The 19,293-nt window shown below is 63.1% G+C and carries 20 protein-coding genes; 15 read left to right on the top strand and 5 right to left on the bottom strand.

From position 1 onward, the window contains the following. Positions 1 to 52: 52 nt before the first annotated feature. Together Q0P52_RS02555 and Q0P52_RS02550 are read right to left on the bottom strand one after the other, a co-directional pair. Complete coding sequence (locus tag Q0P52_RS02555) at positions 53 to 1,471, bottom strand: HDOD domain-containing protein (protein ID WP_293764121.1); 1,419 nt, start codon at positions 1,469 to 1,471, stop codon at positions 53 to 55. A 106-nt stretch (positions 1,472 to 1,577) separates the two neighbouring features. After that, entirely contained in the window at positions 1,578 to 2,768 is a 1,191-nt protein-coding gene (locus Q0P52_RS02550) for an MFS transporter (protein WP_293813652.1), read from the bottom strand. Between the two features lie 94 nt (positions 2,769 to 2,862). Between Q0P52_RS02550 and Q0P52_RS02545 the strand changes: the two genes are divergently transcribed. Continuing rightward, positions 2,863 to 4,530 carry an SgrR family transcriptional regulator gene (locus Q0P52_RS02545; protein WP_293764115.1) on the top strand — a complete coding sequence of 556 codons (1,668 nt, stop codon included), beginning with the start codon at positions 2,863 to 2,865 and terminating at the stop codon, positions 4,528 to 4,530. A 120-nt stretch (positions 4,531 to 4,650) separates the two neighbouring features. Here the strand turns inward: Q0P52_RS02545 and Q0P52_RS02540 are convergent, their stop codons facing one another. Then, entirely contained in the window at positions 4,651 to 5,625 is a 975-nt protein-coding gene (locus Q0P52_RS02540) for a VirK/YbjX family protein (protein WP_293764113.1), read from the bottom strand. 144 nt (positions 5,626 to 5,769) lie between these two features. Between Q0P52_RS02540 and Q0P52_RS02535 the strand changes: the two genes are divergently transcribed. The 7 genes from Q0P52_RS02535 to Q0P52_RS02505 all read left to right on the top strand — a co-directional run bounded on the left by Q0P52_RS02535 (position 5,770) and on the right by Q0P52_RS02505 (position 9,141). Continuing rightward, positions 5,770 to 5,898: a hypothetical protein gene (locus tag Q0P52_RS02535; RefSeq protein ID WP_293764110.1), complete on the top strand. Its 129-nt coding sequence runs from the start codon at positions 5,770 to 5,772 to the stop codon at positions 5,896 to 5,898. Between the two features lie 104 nt (positions 5,899 to 6,002). Next, positions 6,003 to 6,710 (top strand): GTP cyclohydrolase I, encoded by a 708-nt coding sequence (folE, locus tag Q0P52_RS02530; RefSeq protein ID WP_293764108.1) that lies wholly within the window; start codon positions 6,003 to 6,005, stop codon positions 6,708 to 6,710. Positions 6,711 to 6,712: 2 nt separating this feature from the next. Next, a complete protein-coding gene (locus Q0P52_RS02525) occupies positions 6,713 to 7,138 on the top strand; it encodes a BLUF domain-containing protein (RefSeq protein WP_293764105.1) in 426 nt (141 codons plus the stop codon). A 367-nt stretch (positions 7,139 to 7,505) separates the two neighbouring features. Then, positions 7,506 to 8,201 (top strand): N-acetylmuramic acid 6-phosphate etherase, encoded by a 696-nt coding sequence (locus Q0P52_RS02520; RefSeq protein WP_293813651.1) that lies wholly within the window; start codon positions 7,506 to 7,508, stop codon positions 8,199 to 8,201. Further along, the gene (locus Q0P52_RS02515; protein WP_293765481.1) at positions 8,194 to 8,580 is read left to right on the top strand and encodes a PTS transporter subunit EIIB; all 387 of its coding nucleotides are present in this window, start codon (positions 8,194 to 8,196) and stop codon (positions 8,578 to 8,580) included. The genes Q0P52_RS02520 and Q0P52_RS02515 overlap by 8 nt, the downstream gene beginning before the upstream one ends. After that, positions 8,581 to 8,964 (top strand): PTS transporter subunit EIIC, encoded by a 384-nt coding sequence (locus Q0P52_RS02510; RefSeq protein WP_293765482.1) that lies wholly within the window; start codon positions 8,581 to 8,583, stop codon positions 8,962 to 8,964. Positions 8,965 to 8,967: 3 nt separating this feature from the next. Then, the gene (locus tag Q0P52_RS02505; RefSeq protein WP_293765483.1) at positions 8,968 to 9,141 is read left to right on the top strand and encodes a hypothetical protein; all 174 of its coding nucleotides are present in this window, start codon (positions 8,968 to 8,970) and stop codon (positions 9,139 to 9,141) included. A 77-nt stretch (positions 9,142 to 9,218) separates the two neighbouring features. On the opposite strand, the gene Q0P52_RS02500 is transcribed toward Q0P52_RS02505, so the two are convergent. Continuing rightward, on the bottom strand, positions 9,219 to 10,505 hold the full coding sequence (locus tag Q0P52_RS02500; RefSeq protein WP_293765484.1) for an ATP-binding protein: 1,287 nt from the start codon (positions 10,503 to 10,505) through the stop codon (positions 9,219 to 9,221). Between the two features lie 3 nt (positions 10,506 to 10,508). Then, positions 10,509 to 11,192, bottom strand: a complete 684-nt coding sequence (locus Q0P52_RS02495) for a response regulator transcription factor (protein ID WP_293765485.1) — start codon at positions 11,190 to 11,192, stop codon at positions 10,509 to 10,511. A 188-nt stretch (positions 11,193 to 11,380) separates the two neighbouring features. Between Q0P52_RS02495 and Q0P52_RS02490 the strand changes: the two genes are divergently transcribed. The 7 genes from Q0P52_RS02490 to Q0P52_RS02460 all read left to right on the top strand — a co-directional run bounded on the left by Q0P52_RS02490 (position 11,381) and on the right by Q0P52_RS02460 (position 19,231). Beyond that, complete coding sequence (locus tag Q0P52_RS02490) at positions 11,381 to 11,875, top strand: hypothetical protein (RefSeq protein ID WP_293765486.1); 495 nt, start codon at positions 11,381 to 11,383, stop codon at positions 11,873 to 11,875. Between the two features lie 534 nt (positions 11,876 to 12,409). Next, positions 12,410 to 13,039 (top strand): hypothetical protein, encoded by a 630-nt coding sequence (locus tag Q0P52_RS02485; protein ID WP_293765488.1) that lies wholly within the window; start codon positions 12,410 to 12,412, stop codon positions 13,037 to 13,039. 206 nt (positions 13,040 to 13,245) lie between these two features. Next, on the top strand, positions 13,246 to 14,220 hold the full coding sequence (locus tag Q0P52_RS02480; RefSeq protein WP_293813650.1) for an ABC transporter substrate-binding protein: 975 nt from the start codon (positions 13,246 to 13,248) through the stop codon (positions 14,218 to 14,220). Between the two features lie 64 nt (positions 14,221 to 14,284). Further along, positions 14,285 to 15,112, top strand: a complete 828-nt coding sequence (locus tag Q0P52_RS02475) for an ABC transporter permease (protein ID WP_293765490.1) — start codon at positions 14,285 to 14,287, stop codon at positions 15,110 to 15,112. A gap of 10 nt (positions 15,113 to 15,122) precedes the next feature. After that, a complete protein-coding gene (locus tag Q0P52_RS02470) occupies positions 15,123 to 15,917 on the top strand; it encodes an ABC transporter ATP-binding protein (protein ID WP_293765491.1) in 795 nt (264 codons plus the stop codon). Between the two features lie 145 nt (positions 15,918 to 16,062). Further along, entirely contained in the window at positions 16,063 to 17,892 is a 1,830-nt protein-coding gene (locus Q0P52_RS02465) for an ATP-binding protein (protein ID WP_293765492.1), read from the top strand. Beyond that, a complete protein-coding gene (locus Q0P52_RS02460; protein WP_293765493.1) occupies positions 17,879 to 19,231 on the top strand; it encodes a sigma-54 dependent transcriptional regulator in 1,353 nt (450 codons plus the stop codon). Before Q0P52_RS02465 ends, Q0P52_RS02460 begins: the two co-directional genes overlap by 14 nt. The last annotated feature ends 62 nt before the right edge of the window (positions 19,232 to 19,293 follow it).

Below are 19,293 nucleotides of genomic sequence, written 5' to 3'. Positions count from 1 at the left end.
GGAGAAGCCGGGCTTCTCCTTTTTTCTTGCGCTGCGCGGTCAGGCGACGATGTCACACACCCTCGACATTGCTCTGCACATCGCTGTCCTTCAGCACTTCCTGCGCCCACACCACCGCTTCCATATAGATGCTGGTCACTTGCTCCAGACTCACCTGCTGAGCATCGCACAGCGCGGCGATGGCCTCGCTGTCGTCCTGCTCGCAGGCCTGGGCCAGTTGCAAGGGTTCGGCAAACAGGCCTTTGCCGTGCAATAGTGCATCCGACACCATCATCGGCAGTCCCAGCGGCGCCAGCGCATCGGCAAGGCTGACACCCAGCAAGCCGCCCAGCATCGAGAACATGCCCGTCAGGAACAGGTGTTCGGCTTCCAGGCGGTTGCCCCGCGCCAGCCCCAGTTCTTCCATGAAACGGCCGCGAATCAGCGACTTTTCCATCTGGGTGAGCGTGGCCCCGCTGTCGTCCTCCGCCGTAAACAGCATCAGGGACAACCACTTGAACAGGTTGTTGCGCCCCAGCAGCATGATGCCTTCTTCGATGGTCTGGATCTTGCGGGTCAGCCCGTTGACCGGCGAGTTCACATAACGCATCAGCTTGAACAACAGCAGCGAATCCAGCTTGAACTGGGCCTCGATGTCGGCGGTGGGCGCGTTGGCGCGCAACAATCGCATGATTTCAAGTACCCGGCCCTGGCTTGGCGCTTCCTTGCGGGTTTCCGTATTGCGCGGCTGCGCCACGCTGAGATAAGAGCCATGAAACAGCGCGAAATGCTGACTGCCAGGCGAATGCAGGCACAACTCCAGCTCTTCGGCGGAATTGATGTTGCGGGCCAGCCAACGCACATTGGGGAAGCGTTGCGGCAGCTTTTCCAACAAGGGAAACAGTGCCCGGGTATTGGGCGCGGCAAAGTCCAGCACCAGATAATCCAATCGCTGATACAGGTGCAAAGCGGCCGGATTGCTGCCAAAACGCGCAGGCTCCACCGCAAAGCGCAAGCCCTGCTGACGCAAGGCATCGAGGCGGGCCATCAGCGCCTCGTCCAGCACATCGCCTTCCAGCGCTTCAAGGATGAAAATACAGCTGCCCACCGGCAAATCGGGCGGCGGCAGATCCGGCAGCGAGGCCAGCGACACATGAATAAAAGCGCGGCGATAGGCCAGCAGGCGGAACACATTCATGTTGCGCAGGGTATTGAGCAACAGGCGGTCGAAGGTACGCTGATGGTCGGCGGTCTTGGCGCGCTCGGCGCCGCCCTTGACCGTAAACTCATAGGCCACCACGCGCTGATCCTTGTCCTGCACCGGCTGATGGGCGACAAAACCCAGCGACTGCACCTGATCCAGCGGCGAGGCCGCGGCGGAAGCGGAAGCGGGCGTCTCCAGCGGCGCAGGCGCGGCAGCGGGCGTGGACTGCGGAACGGGAACAGCCTGCTCTTCCTTGCCAAGCAGGCCGCCGAACAATTTCTTCAGCATGTGACTCTCTCTGGTACGACTGTATTGATGACAGTAGCAATAATGTTCCGACTGTACCAAGGACTTAAGTCAAATGCGCGAAAACTTTACTTCACGGCAAGCAAACTCATGAGCTTTGCAGGCAAGCCGGCGCAGCCTCGGTGCGGGCCTTCGCCCCGGCCGCCCGCATCAAAACGACACCTGCCAGCACGCAAAGCACCAACATCCACAGCATCGCCGAACCGGGCAACAGCGCCAGCGTCGCGCCCGCCGCCACCGGACTGACGGCATTGCCAAGCGATGACAGCGACTGCGCGCCGTAATAGCTGCCGCGATGCGCTTCCGGCGCAATGCGGTCGACAAACAGGTATTCCGCCGGCACCAGCAGCACCTCCCCCACGGTAAACACCAGCATCCAGCCGCACCAGACCGCTAGATTGTCGCTCAAGGCCCAACCGGCCAGACTGGCCGCCAGCAGCAGGCAGGCAAGGGAAATCCAACTCAGCAGCTTGCCCCTCTCCAGCCAGGCGCCGGCAAAAAACTGCAGCGCGATCACGGCAAACGCATTGCAGGTAATCAGCAAGGATACCCAGCGCATGGCCTCCATGCCGGAGCGCGCTTGCAACAGATACAGCGAGAGGTAGTCCGAGAACCGACCAATCGCCATGGTGGTCAGCAAGCTGCCCAGGGTAAACAGCACCAGTTGCCGGTCGCTGGCCAGCAGGCGCAAGGTTTGCCGAAAGCCCGGCAAGCGCTCGGATGAGCGCGCTGCCGGCCTCAAGCACAAAGGACTTGCAGCCGCCGCCAACATCAGCGCGCCAGCCAGCAGGAACGGACCATACATGGAGCACTGCGCCAGCCATGCGCCCAACAAGGGGCCCAGGGCGAAGCCGACGTTGATCAGGGTGTAGCGCAGCGAGAAAACCTTCCCTCTGCGCTCTGGAGGCAGGCACTCCGCCAGAATCGCCTTGGCGGCAATGCCGGACAGCGCGGCCGCGCACTCCATCACCGTCAGCCACAGGCAAAAGCCCGCCCAGGACCGCGTTTCGCCCAAGCCGAAAGCCGCCGCGCCCATGGCGAGGAAAGAAACGCGCAACAGGCGATCCTTCGGCCAACGGTCGATGAGATAACCGCAAGCGATGCCGGACAAGGCCGCGAGCGCTACTGCCGCGCCGATCAGCAGACCCACAGCGGCGGGAGCCAACCCGAGCCGCTCGCTCATGGCCATCACCAGCACCGGCGCCAGCAAGGCGCGTCCGGCGGCCTGCAGCAGGGACAAAGCAAGCAACACTTGCACGGGAAGTGGAAAACGGAACATACGCACCTCGAACCATGACGAATGATTCGAGTATCCGCAGAAAAACGGAAGCCAAAAACGGTTAATATCTTCCGAAATAACTTCCTCTTTTATCATGAAGCTCTCGGACCAATACCGCCTGCTGCATCGTGAATTCGACCATCACCCCGCTGAACCCGGCATGACGCGCATAGCCGAGCTGTGGTCCTGCACCGTGCGCAACGCCCGCTTGCAGCTCTCGCGCATGCAACAGGCAGGCTGGCTGAGCTGGCAGCCAGCGCGCGGACGCGGACATCGCGGCACCTTGCGCTTGTTCAAAGAGCCAGACGAGCTGGACATCGAACGCCTTGGCACATTGCTGGCGCGCGGGGAACTGGAAAAAGCCTTCGCCAACCTGAACGTCGCACAACGCGAGCGACTGGCCAGCCACCTGCCGGCTTACTTGCCGGCCGGTGACGACCTGCTGCAGTTGCGCATGGCCATTGCCCGCGCACCGGACAGCCTGGACCCGCCTTTCGTCGTTAACCGGCTGGAGGGGCATCTGGTGCGCCAGCTGTTCGATCGGCTGTGCGAAGTGGACCCGATCAGCCAGCAGCTGACACCGGGACTGGCCCATCACTGGGAGACGGATCAACAGGGCCGACAATGGCGCTTCTGGCTGCGTCCCGGCCTGCGCTTTCACGACGGACAGCCTCTGGATGCCGAAGCCGTGCGCAAGAGCCTGCTGCGGCTGGCGCGTTCCGGTTCGCATTTACAACCCTTGTTCGCCCATCTGGAACAAGTCGTCGTGCATCATCCGCATGCTTTCACCTGCCAGCTGTCCAGTCAGGACTGGCTCTGGCCCAATCGGCTGGTAACGGCGGGCGCATCCATCGTGCCGCCGCGCCGGCAGCGGGGTTTCGACCGGCTGCCGGTGGGCAGCGGACCCTTCCGGCTGGCCATCAATAGTGAACACCGGCTGCGGCTGGAGGCCTTTGCCGGTCACCACGGCCCGCGCGCCCTGCTGGACCGGATCGAGCTATGGGTCATGCGCCACGAGGCCGCCGCGCGCCAGTGCTTCGATGTGCGCCTGGATCAACACGCTGAGCCGGGCAGCCAGCAACTGGAAACCGGCTGCTTTTATCTGATGTGCAATCCGCAACGACCCGTCCTGCGCGAGGCCTCTGCCCGACGAGGCCTTATCGCCCAACTTGCCCGCCTGCGCGACACGCTGCCAGCCGGCTTCGGCTTGCAAGCGGCAAGACAGCTGATACCGCAGTGGACGCCGCACATGCTCTCCGGCGAGTCTGCCCCCCTTCCGGCCGGCACCCGGCTGCGCCTGCGCACCGCCGCCTACCCGGCGGCCATGGCGCTGGCCCGCCGTCTTGAGGCACTGTTGGCCGAAGCCGGCATCGCCCTGGAAATCGTGACGATAGACAACCCTTGCAGCCCGTTTGCCCCGTGGTGGCCGGATATGGATCTGGTGCTGCAAGGCGAGGTGTTTCACGACGATCTGGACTTCGCCTGCTTTGAGTGGTTCGGCGCCAATCACCTGCTGCAAAACCAGCTTGGCAAAGCCGGCGGCATCTGGATGAAGCGGCAATTGCAGGCGGTGCAGGAGATGCGCTTGCGGGAAGCGCGCTTGCAGGCTTACCAGGGCATCGGCGATCGGCTGCAGGACGACGGCCTGCTCATGCCCCTGGCCCATCAGCTTGCCGGCGCGCGCGGCAGCAGCGACATCGCGGGCCTTGAACCAGGCCATAACGGCTGGATGCCCTTCGCCACCCTGTGGCGCAAAGCCTGAGCGTCGCCCGATCGGCTACGACAAGATGCCGCCGCCCGGCAAGCAACATGACAAAAAAAGAAGGCCCCACCATCAAGGTCGGGGCCCCGTCACTCTCAGCGGGTACTGCTTCCATCACCCTCAGGCGACAACGGGTGAAATCACCGTCGCTGCCGCATGGGCCTCTTCGGCCAACGAGGAGCGCACTTGCGCCCCCTCGCCGGCACATCCTTGCCAGAACGCGGACACGCTGTCTTCCAGCTCTGTCTCCAGCTTCTGGCGGCGCTGATACTGCGCGCGTTTGCGGGATGGCACATCGGCCAGATCGCGCTGCGGCGCAAAAGCGCTGAGTCGCCAGAAAAAATCATTGGCTGGCGCGCCGCCCAGACTTTCCCAGAAAGCGTCATAGTCGGCGCTGATGGCGTGATAACGCCGCCAGCGACTGTTATGCACATGCCCGGCATTGCTGACCGCCAACACGTCCAGCACGCCCACTTTGCGGCACAGCGCGTACAGGGCGCGCATCATCAGCGCCTTGGGCATCAAGCCGTGCAGATCCTTCGTCATCTCGCGGAAGCGTTCACGCCCGTCGCGGCTGGCCGGCCCCTGCAGGCAACCCAACACCGCCTCATACCGACCGGATTCGCTACGCACAAAGGAAAACGCCAGCGTAGTCAGCCGATCGTCGCCCTCTTCGGCCAACAAGGACAGCATCAGCTCGCCTTCCTTGTCCATGGTGTGCGTCAACGACAGCATCACCCGGTAGGCTGCCCCGCTCTTGCCGACCACCCGGGCTATTTCCACCTTGCTTTCGGTCAGCAGCGTTTGCCGAAGCTGCGAAGGAAAGCGCCACAAAAACAGGCTGAAGTGATCCTGCAAAGCCATCAGCTTGCGTTGGGCGCCAAAAGCCTTGCACAGATAGGGACGCTGCAACTTGTGCAGCCATTGCGGCTGGCTGGCCATGGCGGCCGCCAGCTCCGGCTGTGCTTGCAGAAAACCCAACCAGCGCGCCGCCGTTGTCCAGTGCGTTGCCGAACGCAGTAGAAACTTCACCTGCCGGCTTGTGCTGCCGTTGGCGGCGTACAAACGTGAAGCGTGAAGCAAGGAAGAAGTCATGACGAGCGGCCTGCGATTTGGTTGACGTGTGAAATATTCACACAAATTTACATTTTGTGCGAGTGATTTTTTCCCGCAAATGAAACTTGCAGCCATACCAACCGGAAAAAGCGACCCAATCAGGCGGTAATGCCTTGTTGCAAAATGAATCCACTCATTGACAGTGTGGAAAATTCCTCGCAAGACTTGCACCATCCGGCAAACGCGCAGCGTGTCGACGCCAGCATGGGCAAGCTGGCGCAGAAAGCGCCATCAAGCTTGCAACAGGCCTGACCGCCCCCATCTGAAGACGAAATATCGCCGAAACCAGACGGATCGCCCCATCGCGCGTCCACCTGTGCGCACTATCAAGAACAGCATCAAGACAAGGCACCACCATGAGCAAATCGGACAACAAGGCCATCGCGGAAGACAGCGTTTCGCAACGCATTCGCTACCGACTACGGGAAGCCGGCAAGCGCTTCCACGCCAACGACAACATCGCCGACTTCATTCAGGAAGGCGAACTGGCCCTGCTGCAGGCGGAAGTGGCGGAGAAGATGCAGTCCGTGCTGGAAAGCCTGGTGATAGACACCGAAAACGACCACAACACGCAAGACACCGCCCGCCGGGTAGCCAAGATGTTTGTGCAGGAAGTGTTTCGCGGTCGCTACGTAGCCAGCCCGCCCAACACGGAATTCCCCAATATCGAACAGCTCAACGAGCTGATGATTGTCGGCCCCATCACCGTGCGCAGCGCCTGCTCCCACCACCTCTGCCCCATCATGGGCCGCGTCTGGGTGGGCGTAATGCCCAACGAACATTCCAACCTCATTGGCCTGTCGAAGTACGCCCGCCTGATCGACTGGGTAATGACGCGCCCGCAAATCCAGGAAGAAGCCGTCATGCAGATCGCCGATTTGCTGATGGACAAGCTGCAGCCGGACGGTCTCGCCATCGTGATGGAAGCCGACCACTTCTGCATGCACTGGCGCGGCGTGAAGGACAATAATTCCAAGATGACCAACAGTGTGATGCGCGGCAGTTTCCTCCGGGACGCCAATCTGCGCCGCGAATTCCTGTCCTTGATGCACAAGGGAGACTGACCATGCTTGTTCGCCTGATCTACGCCAGCCGCGCCAATGAAACCATTACCCCGGCGCTGGTAAAATCGATTCTCGATGTCGCCCATCCGCGCAATGCCGCCCAAGGCGTCACCGGTGTCATGTGCTACAGCGACAAGGTTTTCGTACAGGCGCTGGAAGGCGGTCGCGCCGAGGTCAACCAGCTGTATCAACAAATCTGTCGCGACCCTCGCCACCACGACGTCACCTTGCTTGAGTATCGCGAGATCGAGCAGCGCCAATTCGCCTGCTGGGCCATGGCACAAGCGCCGCTGGACAAGAAAAACGCCGCACTGCTGTTGCGCCACTCGTCCAGCCCGGTGCTGGACCCCTTCCGCTTGTCGGGCAGCACCACCGCCCATCTGCTGGAAGAGCTGGGCAACTCCGGCGGCTTGCGATCAAAAAATTGACAGGCGACAAAGCCGGCCACGGTGGCCGGCTTTTTTTTGGAAAATTCCGAAATAGCCGCAACAGTGCCCGCCCTTCGGCCAACCCGACTGGACAGCCAGTCTACTCTCCCACGGCCAACCCACATGGAAGCCGTCATGGAAACCCGTCTCGACCAGCTCGCTACCGAACGCTCCCTCAACGCCAGCCGCCAGCTGGACAGCATGAGCACCTGGCAAATCCAGCATTTAATGAACTAGAAAGACGCCCTCGTCCATCGCGCCGTGGCCGAATGCCTGCCTGCCATCACCACCGCGGCGGAAGCGATTGCGGCGCGATTGGACGCAGGCGGCCGCCTGTTCTACCTGGGCGCGGGCACCTCCGGCCGGCTTGGCGTACTGGACGCCAGCGAGTGTCCGCCCACCCGGCACCGCACCGGACCAGATCATTGCGCTGATCGCCGGCGGCCGCGAAGCCGTATTCCACGCCATGGAAAAAGCCGAAGATGACGAATCCGCCGCCGGGACCACGCTGCGAGAACACCACCTCGCCCCACAGGACTGCGTCATCGGCATCGCCGCCAGCGGCCGTACGCCCTACGTCCTGGCCGGCCTGCAACACGCCCGCCGCACAGGCGCGCTGACCATCGGCCTCAGCGTCAATCCGCACAGCGCCATGGCCGCCATCGTTGATATCGCCATCAACCCCGACACCGGACCGGAGGTGCTGACAGGCTCGTCGCGCCTCAAAGCCGGCACTGCGCAGAAAATGGTCCTCAACATGATCTCCACCGCCGGCATGGTGCGGCTGGGCAAAGTGTTCGGCAATCTGATGGTGGATGTAGCAGTCACCAACGCCAAACTGGAAGCGCGGCAGGCGCGCATTGTCATGCAAGCCTGCAATTGCGATCACAAGAAAGCGGAAGAGTTGCTGGCCGCCAGTGGCCGGCACTGCAAAACCGCCATCCAGATGCCACTGGGCAAACTGGACGCGCAAGGCGCGCGCAGCCTGCTGGCGAACCACAAGGGCCGCCTGCTGCCCGCCATCATGGCTGCCGGCCAAAAGAAGGCGACGCGCCATGACTGAACAACTGGTCGCCATCCTTGCCGCCTGCGGCGGCGCTGGCGACATCCGCCAGAGCGGCAACTGCATGGCCCGGTTGCGGCTGACGCCGGCAGACAGCGCGCAGCTTGACCGCAGCGCGCTGAAGCAGGTTGCCGGCGTGCTTGGCGTGATCGACGGCGAAGGGCAATTGCAGATCGTACTGGGACCAGCCAAGGCACAGCGAGCGGCGGAAAACCTGGCCGCCATGGCGGGAGCGCGCATAGAACAACGCCTGCGCAGAGCGATACCGGACAATCTGGACGTTTTCCTCACACCGCTCATCACCCTGCTGCTGGCCGGGACGCCCACCTACCTCGCAATCAAGCCCTTGGGCGTGGTGCTGTTTGACGGCATGTCCTAGTTGTTCGGCCACTTGGGAGGCAATCCGCTGCGTTCGGCGGTGCTGGCGGGCCTGTTTCTGATGGCGGTGATGTTCGGGGTGCACCAGGGTTTGGTACCGGTCTATTTCGCGCCGATGGATACGCAAGGCTTCAACTCGCTGTTTCCCGTACTGGCCATGGTCGGAGCCGGTCAGGTGGGGGTTGCGCTGACCTTGTGCACGCGCACGCCGCGCGCCGGACTACTGCGCCGGCAGATCAAGGGGGCCATCCTCCCGGGCTTTCTCGGCGTGGGAGAACCGCTGATCTACGGCGTCACGCTGGCCAGGGTAAAACCCTTCGTCACCGCCCGCTGTGGCGACGCCATTGGCGGATTCGTGATTGGACTGTTTGCTAGGATGGGCTGACCCATGGGGCTGAACACGGTATACGGGCCCTCAGGACTGGCGTCGCTGCCCCTGATGACCTCGCCACAGGGTTTGCTGCCAGCGATCGGCATTTACCTGGCCGGGTTGCTGGCTGCGTATGGCGGTGGTTTCGTACTGACCTGGCTATGGGGATGCCGCAACGTCGATCTGGACTGATCAATTACGCAGCCCCGCACCACACCCAGAAAAAGGCCCGGCTTGCCGGGTCTTTTTCTTTAGGGAACAAACTGCGCTCAGGCAGTCAACTCGATGACTACCTCCAACCCGCCGCCAACGCGGTTGGCGGCGCGGATGACGCCGCCGTGCGCTTCGACGATCCGCCGGGCCAACGCCAGCCCGAGGCCGTAGCCGCCGGTTGCCTGCGCATGCGCGCTGCGAAAGAAGGGCTGGAAAATGGACTCCAGCTCTGCCTCAGGCACGCCCGGCCCACGATCGGCAACGGTGAATCGCACCCCGCCGTTGTCCTGATCCACCACAAACAGAATCCGCCCTCCCGCTCCGCCATGGCGGATTGCGTTGCGCAATACGTTTTCCACAGCGCGCGCCAATAGCTCCGGCTCACAATGCAGGGTGTCCGGCCCGTGATTGACCAGCTCGACCGTGCCGCCATGGCTCTCCGCCTCAAATGCGGCGTCGGACAGCAGCTCATCCAGCCATTCGGCCAGCGGAATGGATTGCAGTTGTCGTTGGCCGGCGGCCGCGTCCAGCCTAGCCACTGCCAGTATCTCACCCACCAGTACGTCCATCCGCTCGCTTTCGCGCTGGATGCGCGCCAGCCAGTCATCCATTTTTTCCGGCTGCTGCTGGGCCAAATCCACCGCCGCGCTGATACGTGCCAGCGGCGAGCGCAATTCGTGGGAGACATCGTGCAGCAAACGCTGGCGCCCCTCGATAAGCAGCTTAAGCCTCAAGGCCACGCGATCGAACTCACGTCCCAGATCAGCCAGTTCATCGCGACGCCTGCCTATTTTCCCGGAGAGGTTCACGTCCATATTGCCCTCGGCCACCGACTGGAATGCCTCGCTCATCAGGCGAATGGGCTTGGACAGATACTGGGCCAGCAAGGCGGCGAACAACAGGCTGCCAAACAAAGCGCCAAAAAGGGCCGGCAAGGGAATATGGCCCGGGCTGGGCGGTATGCGTTCCATGCCGGGCGGCGGCGGCGGGGGCTCAAGCAGCAGTTGCCAGTGGCGGCCGTCTTTCAAATTGACGCTTTGCTTCACAAGGCCCGCGCCGGCCGGCAGTTTTCTTTGCAGGATTTCCTTGCCCTCGCCGTCCACGGCAAAAACCCGCGGCAAGGGCATGCTCTGCCATTCCTGCAATTTGCGGCGCAGCCCCGGCTCGCCCTCTTCGGCCAACACCTTGCTGGCCAGCGCAATGACCGCGGCGTCGTTCGGATGCATCTTCAACGCTTCGCGCTCGGCTTTGTGCCGCAGAGAGAACACCAGCCCCACGCCCATGGCGGTGGTCAGCTGGGCCAGCAGGATGAAGAGGAAGAGCTTCCAGAAGAGGCGACCCATGCGTCAGGCCTTGATGAACTGATAACCGCGCCGCACCACGGTCTGGATCAACATCCTGTCGCCAGCCAGCGCAGCCAGCTTTTGCCGGATGCTGCTGATGTGCACGTCCACGCTGCGGTCAAAGCGCGCCAGCGGCCGGCCCAGCGCCTCGCGCGAGAGCACGTCCTTGCTGACCGGTTGACCGGCCTGGCGCACCAGCAACTCAAGCAGGCTGTACTCGGTGCTGGTCAGCTCGACGGCGGCGGCATCCCACTCGGCCCGGCGCTCTCCTGGCCACAGCTGCAAGCTGCCTTCGCGCAGCACCTCCGGGTCTGTCGAACCGGCCTGTCCGCCGGCGCGGCGCAAGATGGCGCGGATACGCGCCAGTAACTCCCGCGGTGTGCACGGCTTGGGTACGTAGTCATCCGCGCCCAACTCCAGCCCCAGCACCCGATCCATATCGTCGCCCTTGGCTGTCAGCATGATGACCGGCAGCATGCTGTGCTCGCGAACGCGACGCAGCACCTCCACCCCGGACAAGCCAGGCATCATCACATCCAGCACCATCAGGTCGTAATGTCCGGACAGCGCCTGCACCACGCCGCTGGCGCCTTCCAGCACCCGGCCCACGATGCAGCCTTCCCGCTCCAGATAGCTGGCCAGCATGCTGGTCAGCTCGGCGTCGTCATCCACTAACAGTATGCGCATAACCTTCCTGTATTCCACTTCCCGCCCCACATGGAGCAAGCAGCCCGACATGATCCCTCAGCGGCCTTGAAAGAAAAGCCCCTTTACCCGCTTTTACATGACTTGTAGCAGCTTTACCCCGGCATGACAGCACTTAACAAGCAGCAGATCCACACTAGCGACATGATCAACCCGCCCGGAGGTTTCTCATGCCGCTCCTTCATTCCACCCTCTTGCCGGCGCTCGTTCTGCTGACGCTGGCCTTGCCGGCTGCAACGGCGATGGCCGACAACGCGCCGGCTCCCATGCGCTGCGACGCCGCGAACCCGCCCCCCAGGCACCCGCCTCACAGTGCGGGGCATCCGCTGATGGAGCAGCTGAAACGTGCAGGCGTCGCTGAAAGCCGCCTGTCGCAAGCCCGTCTGCTGCTGCAACAGCACGATACCGCCATCGACGACGCCTTTCACCGCGAACATGAAACCATGGCCGCCATTCACCAGCTGGCCACGTCCAATCAATACCAGCAGGCCGACATGGACAAGCTGATCCAGCGCCTCGCCGACAACAGCATGGAACGCACCCGGCTGCTGGTGGAGACAGAACGGAAAATCGCAGCCATTCTGAGCCCGGAAGAACGCGTACGCTGGCGTGAAACACCACCGATGCCCGGCCCGGATCAGCCGCCGCCCCCGCATCAAGACTAGGAAAAACCGCCAGCTCCTGCCGAGCGATGCGCTTTTGCAGCGCCCCGCAAAGCAGAATATCGGTTGCGACGCGCCAACCAACGGCAAAACCTTGCCGCCAAAGCCATTTCTTCGGCCAACCTTGCCGAATCCAAGCCTTTACGGCTGGTTTCGGTAAGGTTGCGGCGGCAATTTTTGCCATTCCTGCTGATGACAGATCGTCGCGCCGCCCGCCAGTCGCCTCTCAGACTGCCTGGCGGCCGCTTGCGCTTTACATCTCTTAACGCCTGATAACGCGTATTTACCTTTTTCCCCGTGCCATGGCGGTGGCTTGGGCCGATAAATTGCTAAGGGGTATGGCTGCGACAGTGCCGGAGACGGCCTTCGCCTTCATCATTTCAAGTTCAGGAGTCCATCATGAGCGTTTCAGGCATCGGCAACACCTCCTCGCTCTATACGAACTGGCTAAGCTCGACATCGTCCAGCTCCAGCTCGAGCAGCGGAACGGTTCAAAGTCATGGGAGGCATCACGGCAGGGGCGGCAACGACGAATTCATGCAGAGCATTGCATCGGCGCTGAGTTCAATCGGGCTCACCCTGCAACAGCCTTCATCCACCAGCAGCGCCAGCGGCAGCAGCAGCGACACCAGCTCCGACCTGCAGGCGGCCAGCCTCCCTCCCCCTCCGCCGCCCGGAGGCGGCGACGGGGATGGCGACAGCGACGACGGCAGCAACGCCAGCACCAACCCGATGCAAGCGCTGCATACGCTGATGCACGATCTGTTCAGCGCCCTGCGCAGTCAGAGCAGCAGTTCGGACAGCACCAGCACCAGCGACACCTCCAGCACCAGCGCAAGCAGCGCGGCGTCGGCATATGGCTCGATGGACAGCAAGCTGCAACAGCTGATTTCCTCGATCAGCAACAGTTCCAGCAGCAGCGACAGCACCGTCAGCAAATTGCAGAGCGACTTCAGCAATCTGGTTAGCAGCATCCAGGCTGCCAATGGCTCCAGTTCCAGCGGCACCAGCAGCGACAGCAGTGCCGCCAGTTCCGACGGCAGCTCCGGTTCCAGCAGCAGCTCGGCTACCCTGCAGTCCTTCCTGACCGCGCTCTTGAACAATCTGGAAAGCCGCCAGTCCAGCAATCAGAGCAGCACCGGCAATCTGCTCAGCACCACCATCTGATCGCCGCCGCTGAACAGGGCCGGCGCCTGCCGGCCCTGTGCCTTTTCTGGCACATCATGACATGCCGCTGGCCGATTCCGGCCGCCGCGCTAAGCACAAGCCCATATATCTCAACAACTTACCATCAAAAAAACATGGCACACCCTTTGCACTGATGGCGAGACGGGACACATAACCCGACTCACGCCAAAGACAAAGGAGAAACCATGAAACACTTCGGCCAACTGCTCAGCCTGGGCCTGCTGTCCGCCACCCTTTCTGCCGCCGCGCTGGCGGAAGACCTTGTCCGCCTCGGCAATCTCAAGTTCGCCCACTACGGCGCCATCAGCTACATGAAGGAAATCGCGCCCAAGTACGGCCTGAAAATCGAAGAGCGCATGTTCGCCAAAGGCATCGACATCATGCCGGCCATCGTGGCCGGCGAAGTGGACATCGCCGCCAGCGCCGCCGATGCGGCGGTAGCCGGGCGCGCCGGCGGCGCGCCCATCTACGCGGTGGCCGGTTTTGCCCGTGGCGGCGCGCGCATCGTGGCCGGCAAGGAAAGCGGCATCAAGCGCGTGGCCGACCTCAAAGGCAAGAAAGTGGGCGTGGCTCGCGGCGGCGCGCAAGAGTTGCTGCTGGCGGCGGAGCTGTCCAAGTACAAGCTGAGCTGGTCGGACAAGCCGGGCAAGGATGTGCAGATCGTCTACCTGCCCTTCGCCGATCTCAACCAGGCACTGCTGACTCGCCAGATAGACGCCATGAGCCAGTCCGAACCGCAATCCTCGCAAGCCATCAACAAGGGCTTTGGCGTGGAAGTGCTGAAGCCTTACGACACGCCGCTGGGCGAGCCCATCCGCACGCTGGTGATGACGGAAAAAATGTACAAGGAGCGCCGCAGCGTGGCGGAGCGGGTGATCAAGTGCTTTGTGGAGGCCACTGACACCTTTATCAAAAACCCCAAGCTGGCGGAAAAATACGTGCGCGAAAACATGTTCAAGAACCAGATCACGGCGGACGACTTCCAGGACGCCATCGCCAACTCGCCCTACAGCTACAACCTGAGCACAGCGCACATCCAGACCACCACCGACATGATGCAGCAGTACGGCATCGGCAAGATGGCCACCCCGCCCAAAGCCGCCGACTGGGTGAAGCTGGACTTGCTGGACAAGGCCAAGCGCGAACTCATGGTGAACTGACCCCACCGCCTTCCTGCCGCCGGCCAAGCCGGCGGACGACTACCGCATACATTCGGAGCAAGACATGTCACGTCCTCTCAAACCGCGCTCGGGCTGGTGGCACAGCCTGATCGTCCCCCTGCTGGCGCTGGCGCTGTGGCAAGCCAGCGCCGCGCTGGGCTGGGTAAACCCGCAAGTGCTGCCCTCGCCGGTATCGGTATTTGGCAAATGGCTGGCCTACTGGCAACCGCAAGAAGCGTTTGATCCCGCGCAGCAAAGCTATCTGGCCTGGCTGCTGTCCGGCGAGCTGATTCACGATGTGGCCGCCAGCCTGTGGCGGGTGGCCTTGGGCTTTGGCCTTGGCGGCGGCCTTGGACTGCTGCTGGGACTATTCATGGGCGTCAATGACGGCTTGTACCGCGCGCTCAATCCGCTGATCCAGTTTCTGCGCCCCATCCCGCCTATTGCCTGGACCCCGCTGTCCATTCTCTGGTTCGGTCTGGGCAACCCGCCGGCGGTGTTCCTCATCACCATCGGCGCCTTCTTCCCGGTGCTGATGAACACCATCTCCGGCGTGCGCCACGTGGACGGCATCTATCTGCGCGCCGCGCGCAATCTGGGCGCCGGCAAAACCACGCTGTTTACCCGAGTGATCCTGCCGGCGGCTACGCCCTTCATCTTCACCGGCGCGCGCGTCGGCATGGGCACCGCCTTCATTGTGGTGATCGTGGCCGAGATGATCGCCGTCAACAGCGGCGTGGGCTACCGCATCATGGAGGCGCGGGAATACTTCTGGACCGACAAGGTCATCGCCGGCATGGTCACCATCGGTCTGCTCGGGCTGCTGATCGACGTGCTGATGCAATCCCTCAACCAGCGGCTGCTCAAATGGCACCGCGGCATCGACCAATAAGGAGCCTCTCATGAGCGCAGACATCAAGGCCCTTGGCGTCGACAAGGTCTTTCGCACTCCGGGCGGCGACGTCACTGCCCTGTCCGACATCAATCTGGACATCCAGCCCGGCGAGTTCGTGTGCCTGCTCGGCCCCTCCGGCTGCGGCAAATCCACCCTGCTTAACGGCATTGCTGGCTTCTCGCTGCCCAGCAGCGGTCATATCGAGGTGGCGGGCAAAACCGTGACCGGCCCCGGCCCGGATCGCGGCATGGTGTTTCAGGAATACGCGCTGTTTCCATGGATGACGGTGGAACAGAACATCGGCTTCGGGCTGGAAATCCGCAAACTGTCGCGCGAGGCGATTCGCGCCGTGGTGGAACCCTTGCTGGAAAAGCTGCACCTGAAGGACTTTCGCCAACGTTACCCAAAGGACCTCTCCGGCGGCATGCGCCAGCGGGTGGCCATTGCCCGCGTGCTGGCACTGGATTCACCAGTGATGCTGATGGACGAGCCCTTCGGCGCGCTGGATGCGCTGACGCGCCGCTCCTTGCAGGACGAGCTGCTGCGCATCTGGCAGGAGTCCGGCAAAACCATCGTCTTTGTCACCCACAGCATCGAGGAATCCATCTACTTGGCCGACCGCGTGGTCGTCATGACCTATCGTCCCGGCACCATCAAACGCGATGTGCACATCGCGCTGCCGCGCCCTCGCGACACCAGCACGGCCGAGTTCAACGCGCTCAAGCGCGAACTGACGCGACTGGTGATGGAAGAGCACTCGCGCCATGAAGCGGCGGAGCTGCTGCAAGCCGCCGTAGACTAGCCCCGGCCAACTTTCCGCCGGCCCCGCCGGGGCTGGCGGCAATGGCCGCAAACCGGGCGATTGGGTAGGATGAGCGAAGACCCGGCGCGCTTCTCACGGCAACCGGTTTCGTTCCGAGCCCCTGTTATCGTCTCGCTGGAGTCGCATGCTGGACCAACGACAACGCCTCAATCTGCTGCTGGCGGCCCTGCCTGGGCTGCTCATCATGCTGTTTGCCTGGCATCTGGCCAGCCAGCGCGCGCTGGACGAGGCCATGCGCGAAGGGCGGCACCGGCTGGACATGCATGCCGCCAACCTGGCCGCCACGCTGGATCAATACCGCTACCTGCCCTATGTGCTGTCGCTGAACCACGATGTGCTAGCGCTGCTGGACGCCCCTGCCGATGCGGCGCGACGCGATCTGGTCAACCGCTATCTGGATGACGTCAACACCCGCTCGCACACCGCCGCGCTGTTTGTCACCAACGCCGACGGCAAAGCGCTGGCCTCCAGCAACTGGCGCAGCCCCTACAGCTTTGTGGGCAACAGCTACGCCTTCCGACCCTATTTTCTCGACGCCCGCGCCGGTCAGCCCGGGCGTTTTTACGGCATAGGCACCACCAGCCGCGACCCCGGTTATTTTCTTTCCTGGCCTATCAGAAAACTAGACGGCAACGTCATTGGCGTCGCCGTGGTCAAGGTCAGCCTGTCTCCGCTGGAGGCCGCCTGGCGCAAGGGCGGCGAGGCGATACTGGTGAGCGATCGCCACGGCGTGGCCTTTCTCAGCGCCATGCCGGAGTGGAAGTTCTCCAGCTGGCAACCCTTGCCAGGCGCGGTCCAGTCCCAATTGATCCGCACCCGCCAGTATGAAGGCGCAACGCTGCACCCCATGCCCTTGCAGCCGCGACAAGCGGGCTGGCTGCTCCCGCTCGATGCGCCCGCGCTGCTGGGCGGCCGCTTTCTCAGACTGGATCACGCCTTGCCGGACAGCGGCTGGACTCTCAGCCTGCTGCTTGACATGCGCGCCTGGCGCGATGGCCTGCTCACGCAACTGGCGGCGGCGCTGGCCAGCTACCTTGCCCTGCTGGCCTTGTGGCACTACCGCCGTCAGCGCTGGCGGCGTCTGACGGAGCAGCTGGCCGCACGTCAGGCCCTGCAACAAGCGCACGACAATCTGGAACGCAAAGTCGCGGAACGCACCGGCGAACTGGCTTCGGCCAACCAGCGCCTGAGCGCGGAAATCGCCGAAAGACAACGCACCGAAGACAATCTGCGCGCCACCCGCAGCCAGTTGGCCGAAGCCAGCAAGCTGGCCGCCATGGGACAAATGGCGGCGGGGATCGCCCACGAAGTCAACCAGCCGCTATCTGCGCTGCGTACTTTCACGGAAAACGCCGGCACCCTGTTGGAACGCGGCCAACCCGAGCGCGTGGCCGACAATCTGCAACAGATCCTGCAACTGGTGGACCGCATGGCCCACATCACCGGCGACCTGAAAACCTTTGCCCGCCGCAACCGGGCCGAACAAGGCCGCGCAGACATCGCCGCCGCCCTGCGCGGCAGCCTGCGCCTGCTTGAACCGGAGTTGAGCGCGGCCGGCATCCGCGCCTCGCTGCAACTCGCCCCAGACTGCCCGCCCGTGCCAGGCGACATGACCGGGCTGGAGCAGGTCTTCACCAACCTCATCAGCAACGCGCTGGCGGCGCTGCGCGGGCAGCCGAACGCGGTCATTCATTTCCGGCTGGAGTGCACAGAGGGAGAGGCCGTATTGCAGGTGACAGACAACGGCCCGGGCTTTGCCGAAACCGACCTGCCTCACCTGTTCGAACCCTTCTTCACCACCAAGCCGCGCGGCTACGGCCTCGGGCTTGGACTCGCCATCGTGCAGGAAATCATGGCGCAATCCGGCGGCGACATCCGCGCCGCCAACCTCCCCGCGGGCGGTGCCTGCTTTACCCTGCGCTGGCCCCTGAAAGCACCTCATGAGCACCACTGACGCCCTGCCCCTGACCATTCTTTACGTGGAAGACGACCCCGCGGTACGCATGGCCAACAGCCAGACGCTAGAACTGGCCGGCCTGCCGGTGAAAGCCCTGCCCGATGCCGAATCCGCGCTGGCCGTGCTGCGGCATGAAGACCGAGTAGTGATATTGAGCGATGTGCGACTGCCCGGCCTGTCAGGCCTGGAACTACTGGAGCGGGCCAAACAGGCCGACGCGGAGCTGCCGGTGATTCTGGTGACCGGCCACGGCGACATTGCCATGGCGGTAGCCGCCATGCGCGCCGGCGCCTATGACTTCATCGAAAAGCCCTACAGTGCGGACCGGCTGCTGGAATCGCTAAAGCGCGCCATGGAAAAACGCCGGCTCACTCTGGAGAACCGCCTGCTGCGCGCCTCGCTGGCGCAAGACAAGGGGCCGGTGCTGATAGGCCGCAGCCCGGTGATGCAGGCGCTTCGGCAAACCCTGGTCAACATTGCCGACACGGACGCCGATGTGCTGATCCACGGCCCTACCGGCAGCGGCAAGGAAATGGTGGCGCAGGCCCTGCACGCCTGGAGCCGCCGCCGGCAGCGCCACTTCGTGCCGCTCAATTGCGCCGGGCTGCCGGAATCGGTGTTTGAGAGCGAAATATTCGGCCATGAGGCCGGTGCCTTCACCGGCGCGCTGAAACGGCGCATCGGCAAGATCGAATACGCCAGCGGGGGCACCCTGTTTCTCGACGAGATCGAAGGGATGCCGCTAGGGTTGCAAGCCAAGCTGCTGCGCGTATTGCAACAGCGGGTTGTGGAACGGCTGGGTTCCAACAGCCTGATACCGGTGGATTGCCGCGTGGTGGCCGCCACCAAGGAGGATCTGGCGCAGGCCAGTGCGGAGAAGCGCTTCCGCGAGGATCTCTACTACCGTTTGAATGTAGTCACATTGCGGCTGCCGGCACTGAAGGAACGGCCAGAAGACATTCCGGAACTGTTTCAATGGTTTGCCGAACAAGCCGCCGAACGCTTCAACCGGCCTTTGCCGGAACTGACGCCGGCGCTGGCGGGCCGCTTGCAAGCCCAAGCCTGGCCCGGCAATGTGCGCGAGCTGCGCAACTGCGCTGAACGTTTTGTGCTGGGCGTCATGCCCGGGGAGATAGGCAACGGCGTTGAAAACAACTCAAGCGGCGCGCTGGAAGCGCAAGTGGACGCCTACGAAAAGCAATTGATCGAGCAGGCCCTGCGCCTTTGCAAGGGGCAAGTGGTGCAAACAGCGGAGCAACTCGGCCTGCCGCGCAAAACCCTCTACAACAAGATGGCGCGCCACGGGCTGTTGCCGGAGGATTTCCGCGCGCAGTAATTTCTCAACCCGCCGCCGCAAGGCGGCAACTGCCCGCCGTCTTCCGCCTATTCAAAACAGAG

The sequence above is a fragment of the uncultured Aquitalea sp. genome (assembly GCF_945957525.1).
GTDB lineage: Bacteria > Pseudomonadota > Gammaproteobacteria > Burkholderiales > Chromobacteriaceae > Aquitalea.
Note: the sequence above shows the minus strand (reverse complement) of the source record. Positions and strands in the feature narration are given on the sequence as shown.

Bases quoted from the DNA above. Each gene is read 5' to 3' on its own strand.
- Q0P52_RS02550 (WP_293813652.1), bottom strand. From the start codon at position 2,768: ATGTTCCGTTTTCCACTTCCCGTGCAAGTGTTGCTTGCTTTGTCCCTG.
- Q0P52_RS02540 (WP_293764113.1), bottom strand. From the start codon at position 5,625: ATGACTTCTTCCTTGCTTCACGCTTCACGTTTGTACGCCGCCAACGGC.
- Q0P52_RS02480 (WP_293813650.1), top strand. From the start codon at position 13,246: ATGAAACACTTCGGCCAACTGCTCAGCCTGGGCCTGCTGTCCGCCACC.
- Q0P52_RS02505 (WP_293765483.1), top strand. From the start codon at position 8,968: ATGGGGCTGAACACGGTATACGGGCCCTCAGGACTGGCGTCGCTGCCC.
- Q0P52_RS02460 (WP_293765493.1), top strand. From the start codon at position 17,879: ATGAGCACCACTGACGCCCTGCCCCTGACCATTCTTTACGTGGAAGAC.
- Q0P52_RS02525 (WP_293764105.1), top strand. From the start codon at position 6,713: ATGCTTGTTCGCCTGATCTACGCCAGCCGCGCCAATGAAACCATTACC.
- Q0P52_RS02515 (WP_293765481.1), top strand. From the start codon at position 8,194: ATGACTGAACAACTGGTCGCCATCCTTGCCGCCTGCGGCGGCGCTGGC.
- folE (WP_293764108.1), top strand. From the start codon at position 6,003: ATGAGCAAATCGGACAACAAGGCCATCGCGGAAGACAGCGTTTCGCAA.
- Q0P52_RS02555 (WP_293764121.1), bottom strand. From the start codon at position 1,471: ATGCTGAAGAAATTGTTCGGCGGCCTGCTTGGCAAGGAAGAGCAGGCT.
- Q0P52_RS02500 (WP_293765484.1), bottom strand. From the start codon at position 10,505: ATGGGTCGCCTCTTCTGGAAGCTCTTCCTCTTCATCCTGCTGGCCCAG.
- Q0P52_RS02475 (WP_293765490.1), top strand. From the start codon at position 14,285: ATGTCACGTCCTCTCAAACCGCGCTCGGGCTGGTGGCACAGCCTGATC.
- Q0P52_RS02485 (WP_293765488.1), top strand. From the start codon at position 12,410: ATGCAGAGCATTGCATCGGCGCTGAGTTCAATCGGGCTCACCCTGCAA.
- Q0P52_RS02545 (WP_293764115.1), top strand. From the start codon at position 2,863: ATGAAGCTCTCGGACCAATACCGCCTGCTGCATCGTGAATTCGACCAT.
- Q0P52_RS02495 (WP_293765485.1), bottom strand. From the start codon at position 11,192: ATGCGCATACTGTTAGTGGATGACGACGCCGAGCTGACCAGCATGCTG.
- Q0P52_RS02490 (WP_293765486.1), top strand. From the start codon at position 11,381: ATGCCGCTCCTTCATTCCACCCTCTTGCCGGCGCTCGTTCTGCTGACG.
- Q0P52_RS02465 (WP_293765492.1), top strand. From the start codon at position 16,063: ATGCTGGACCAACGACAACGCCTCAATCTGCTGCTGGCGGCCCTGCCT.
- Q0P52_RS02535 (WP_293764110.1), top strand. From the start codon at position 5,770: ATGAATCCACTCATTGACAGTGTGGAAAATTCCTCGCAAGACTTGCAC.
- Q0P52_RS02470 (WP_293765491.1), top strand. From the start codon at position 15,123: ATGAGCGCAGACATCAAGGCCCTTGGCGTCGACAAGGTCTTTCGCACT.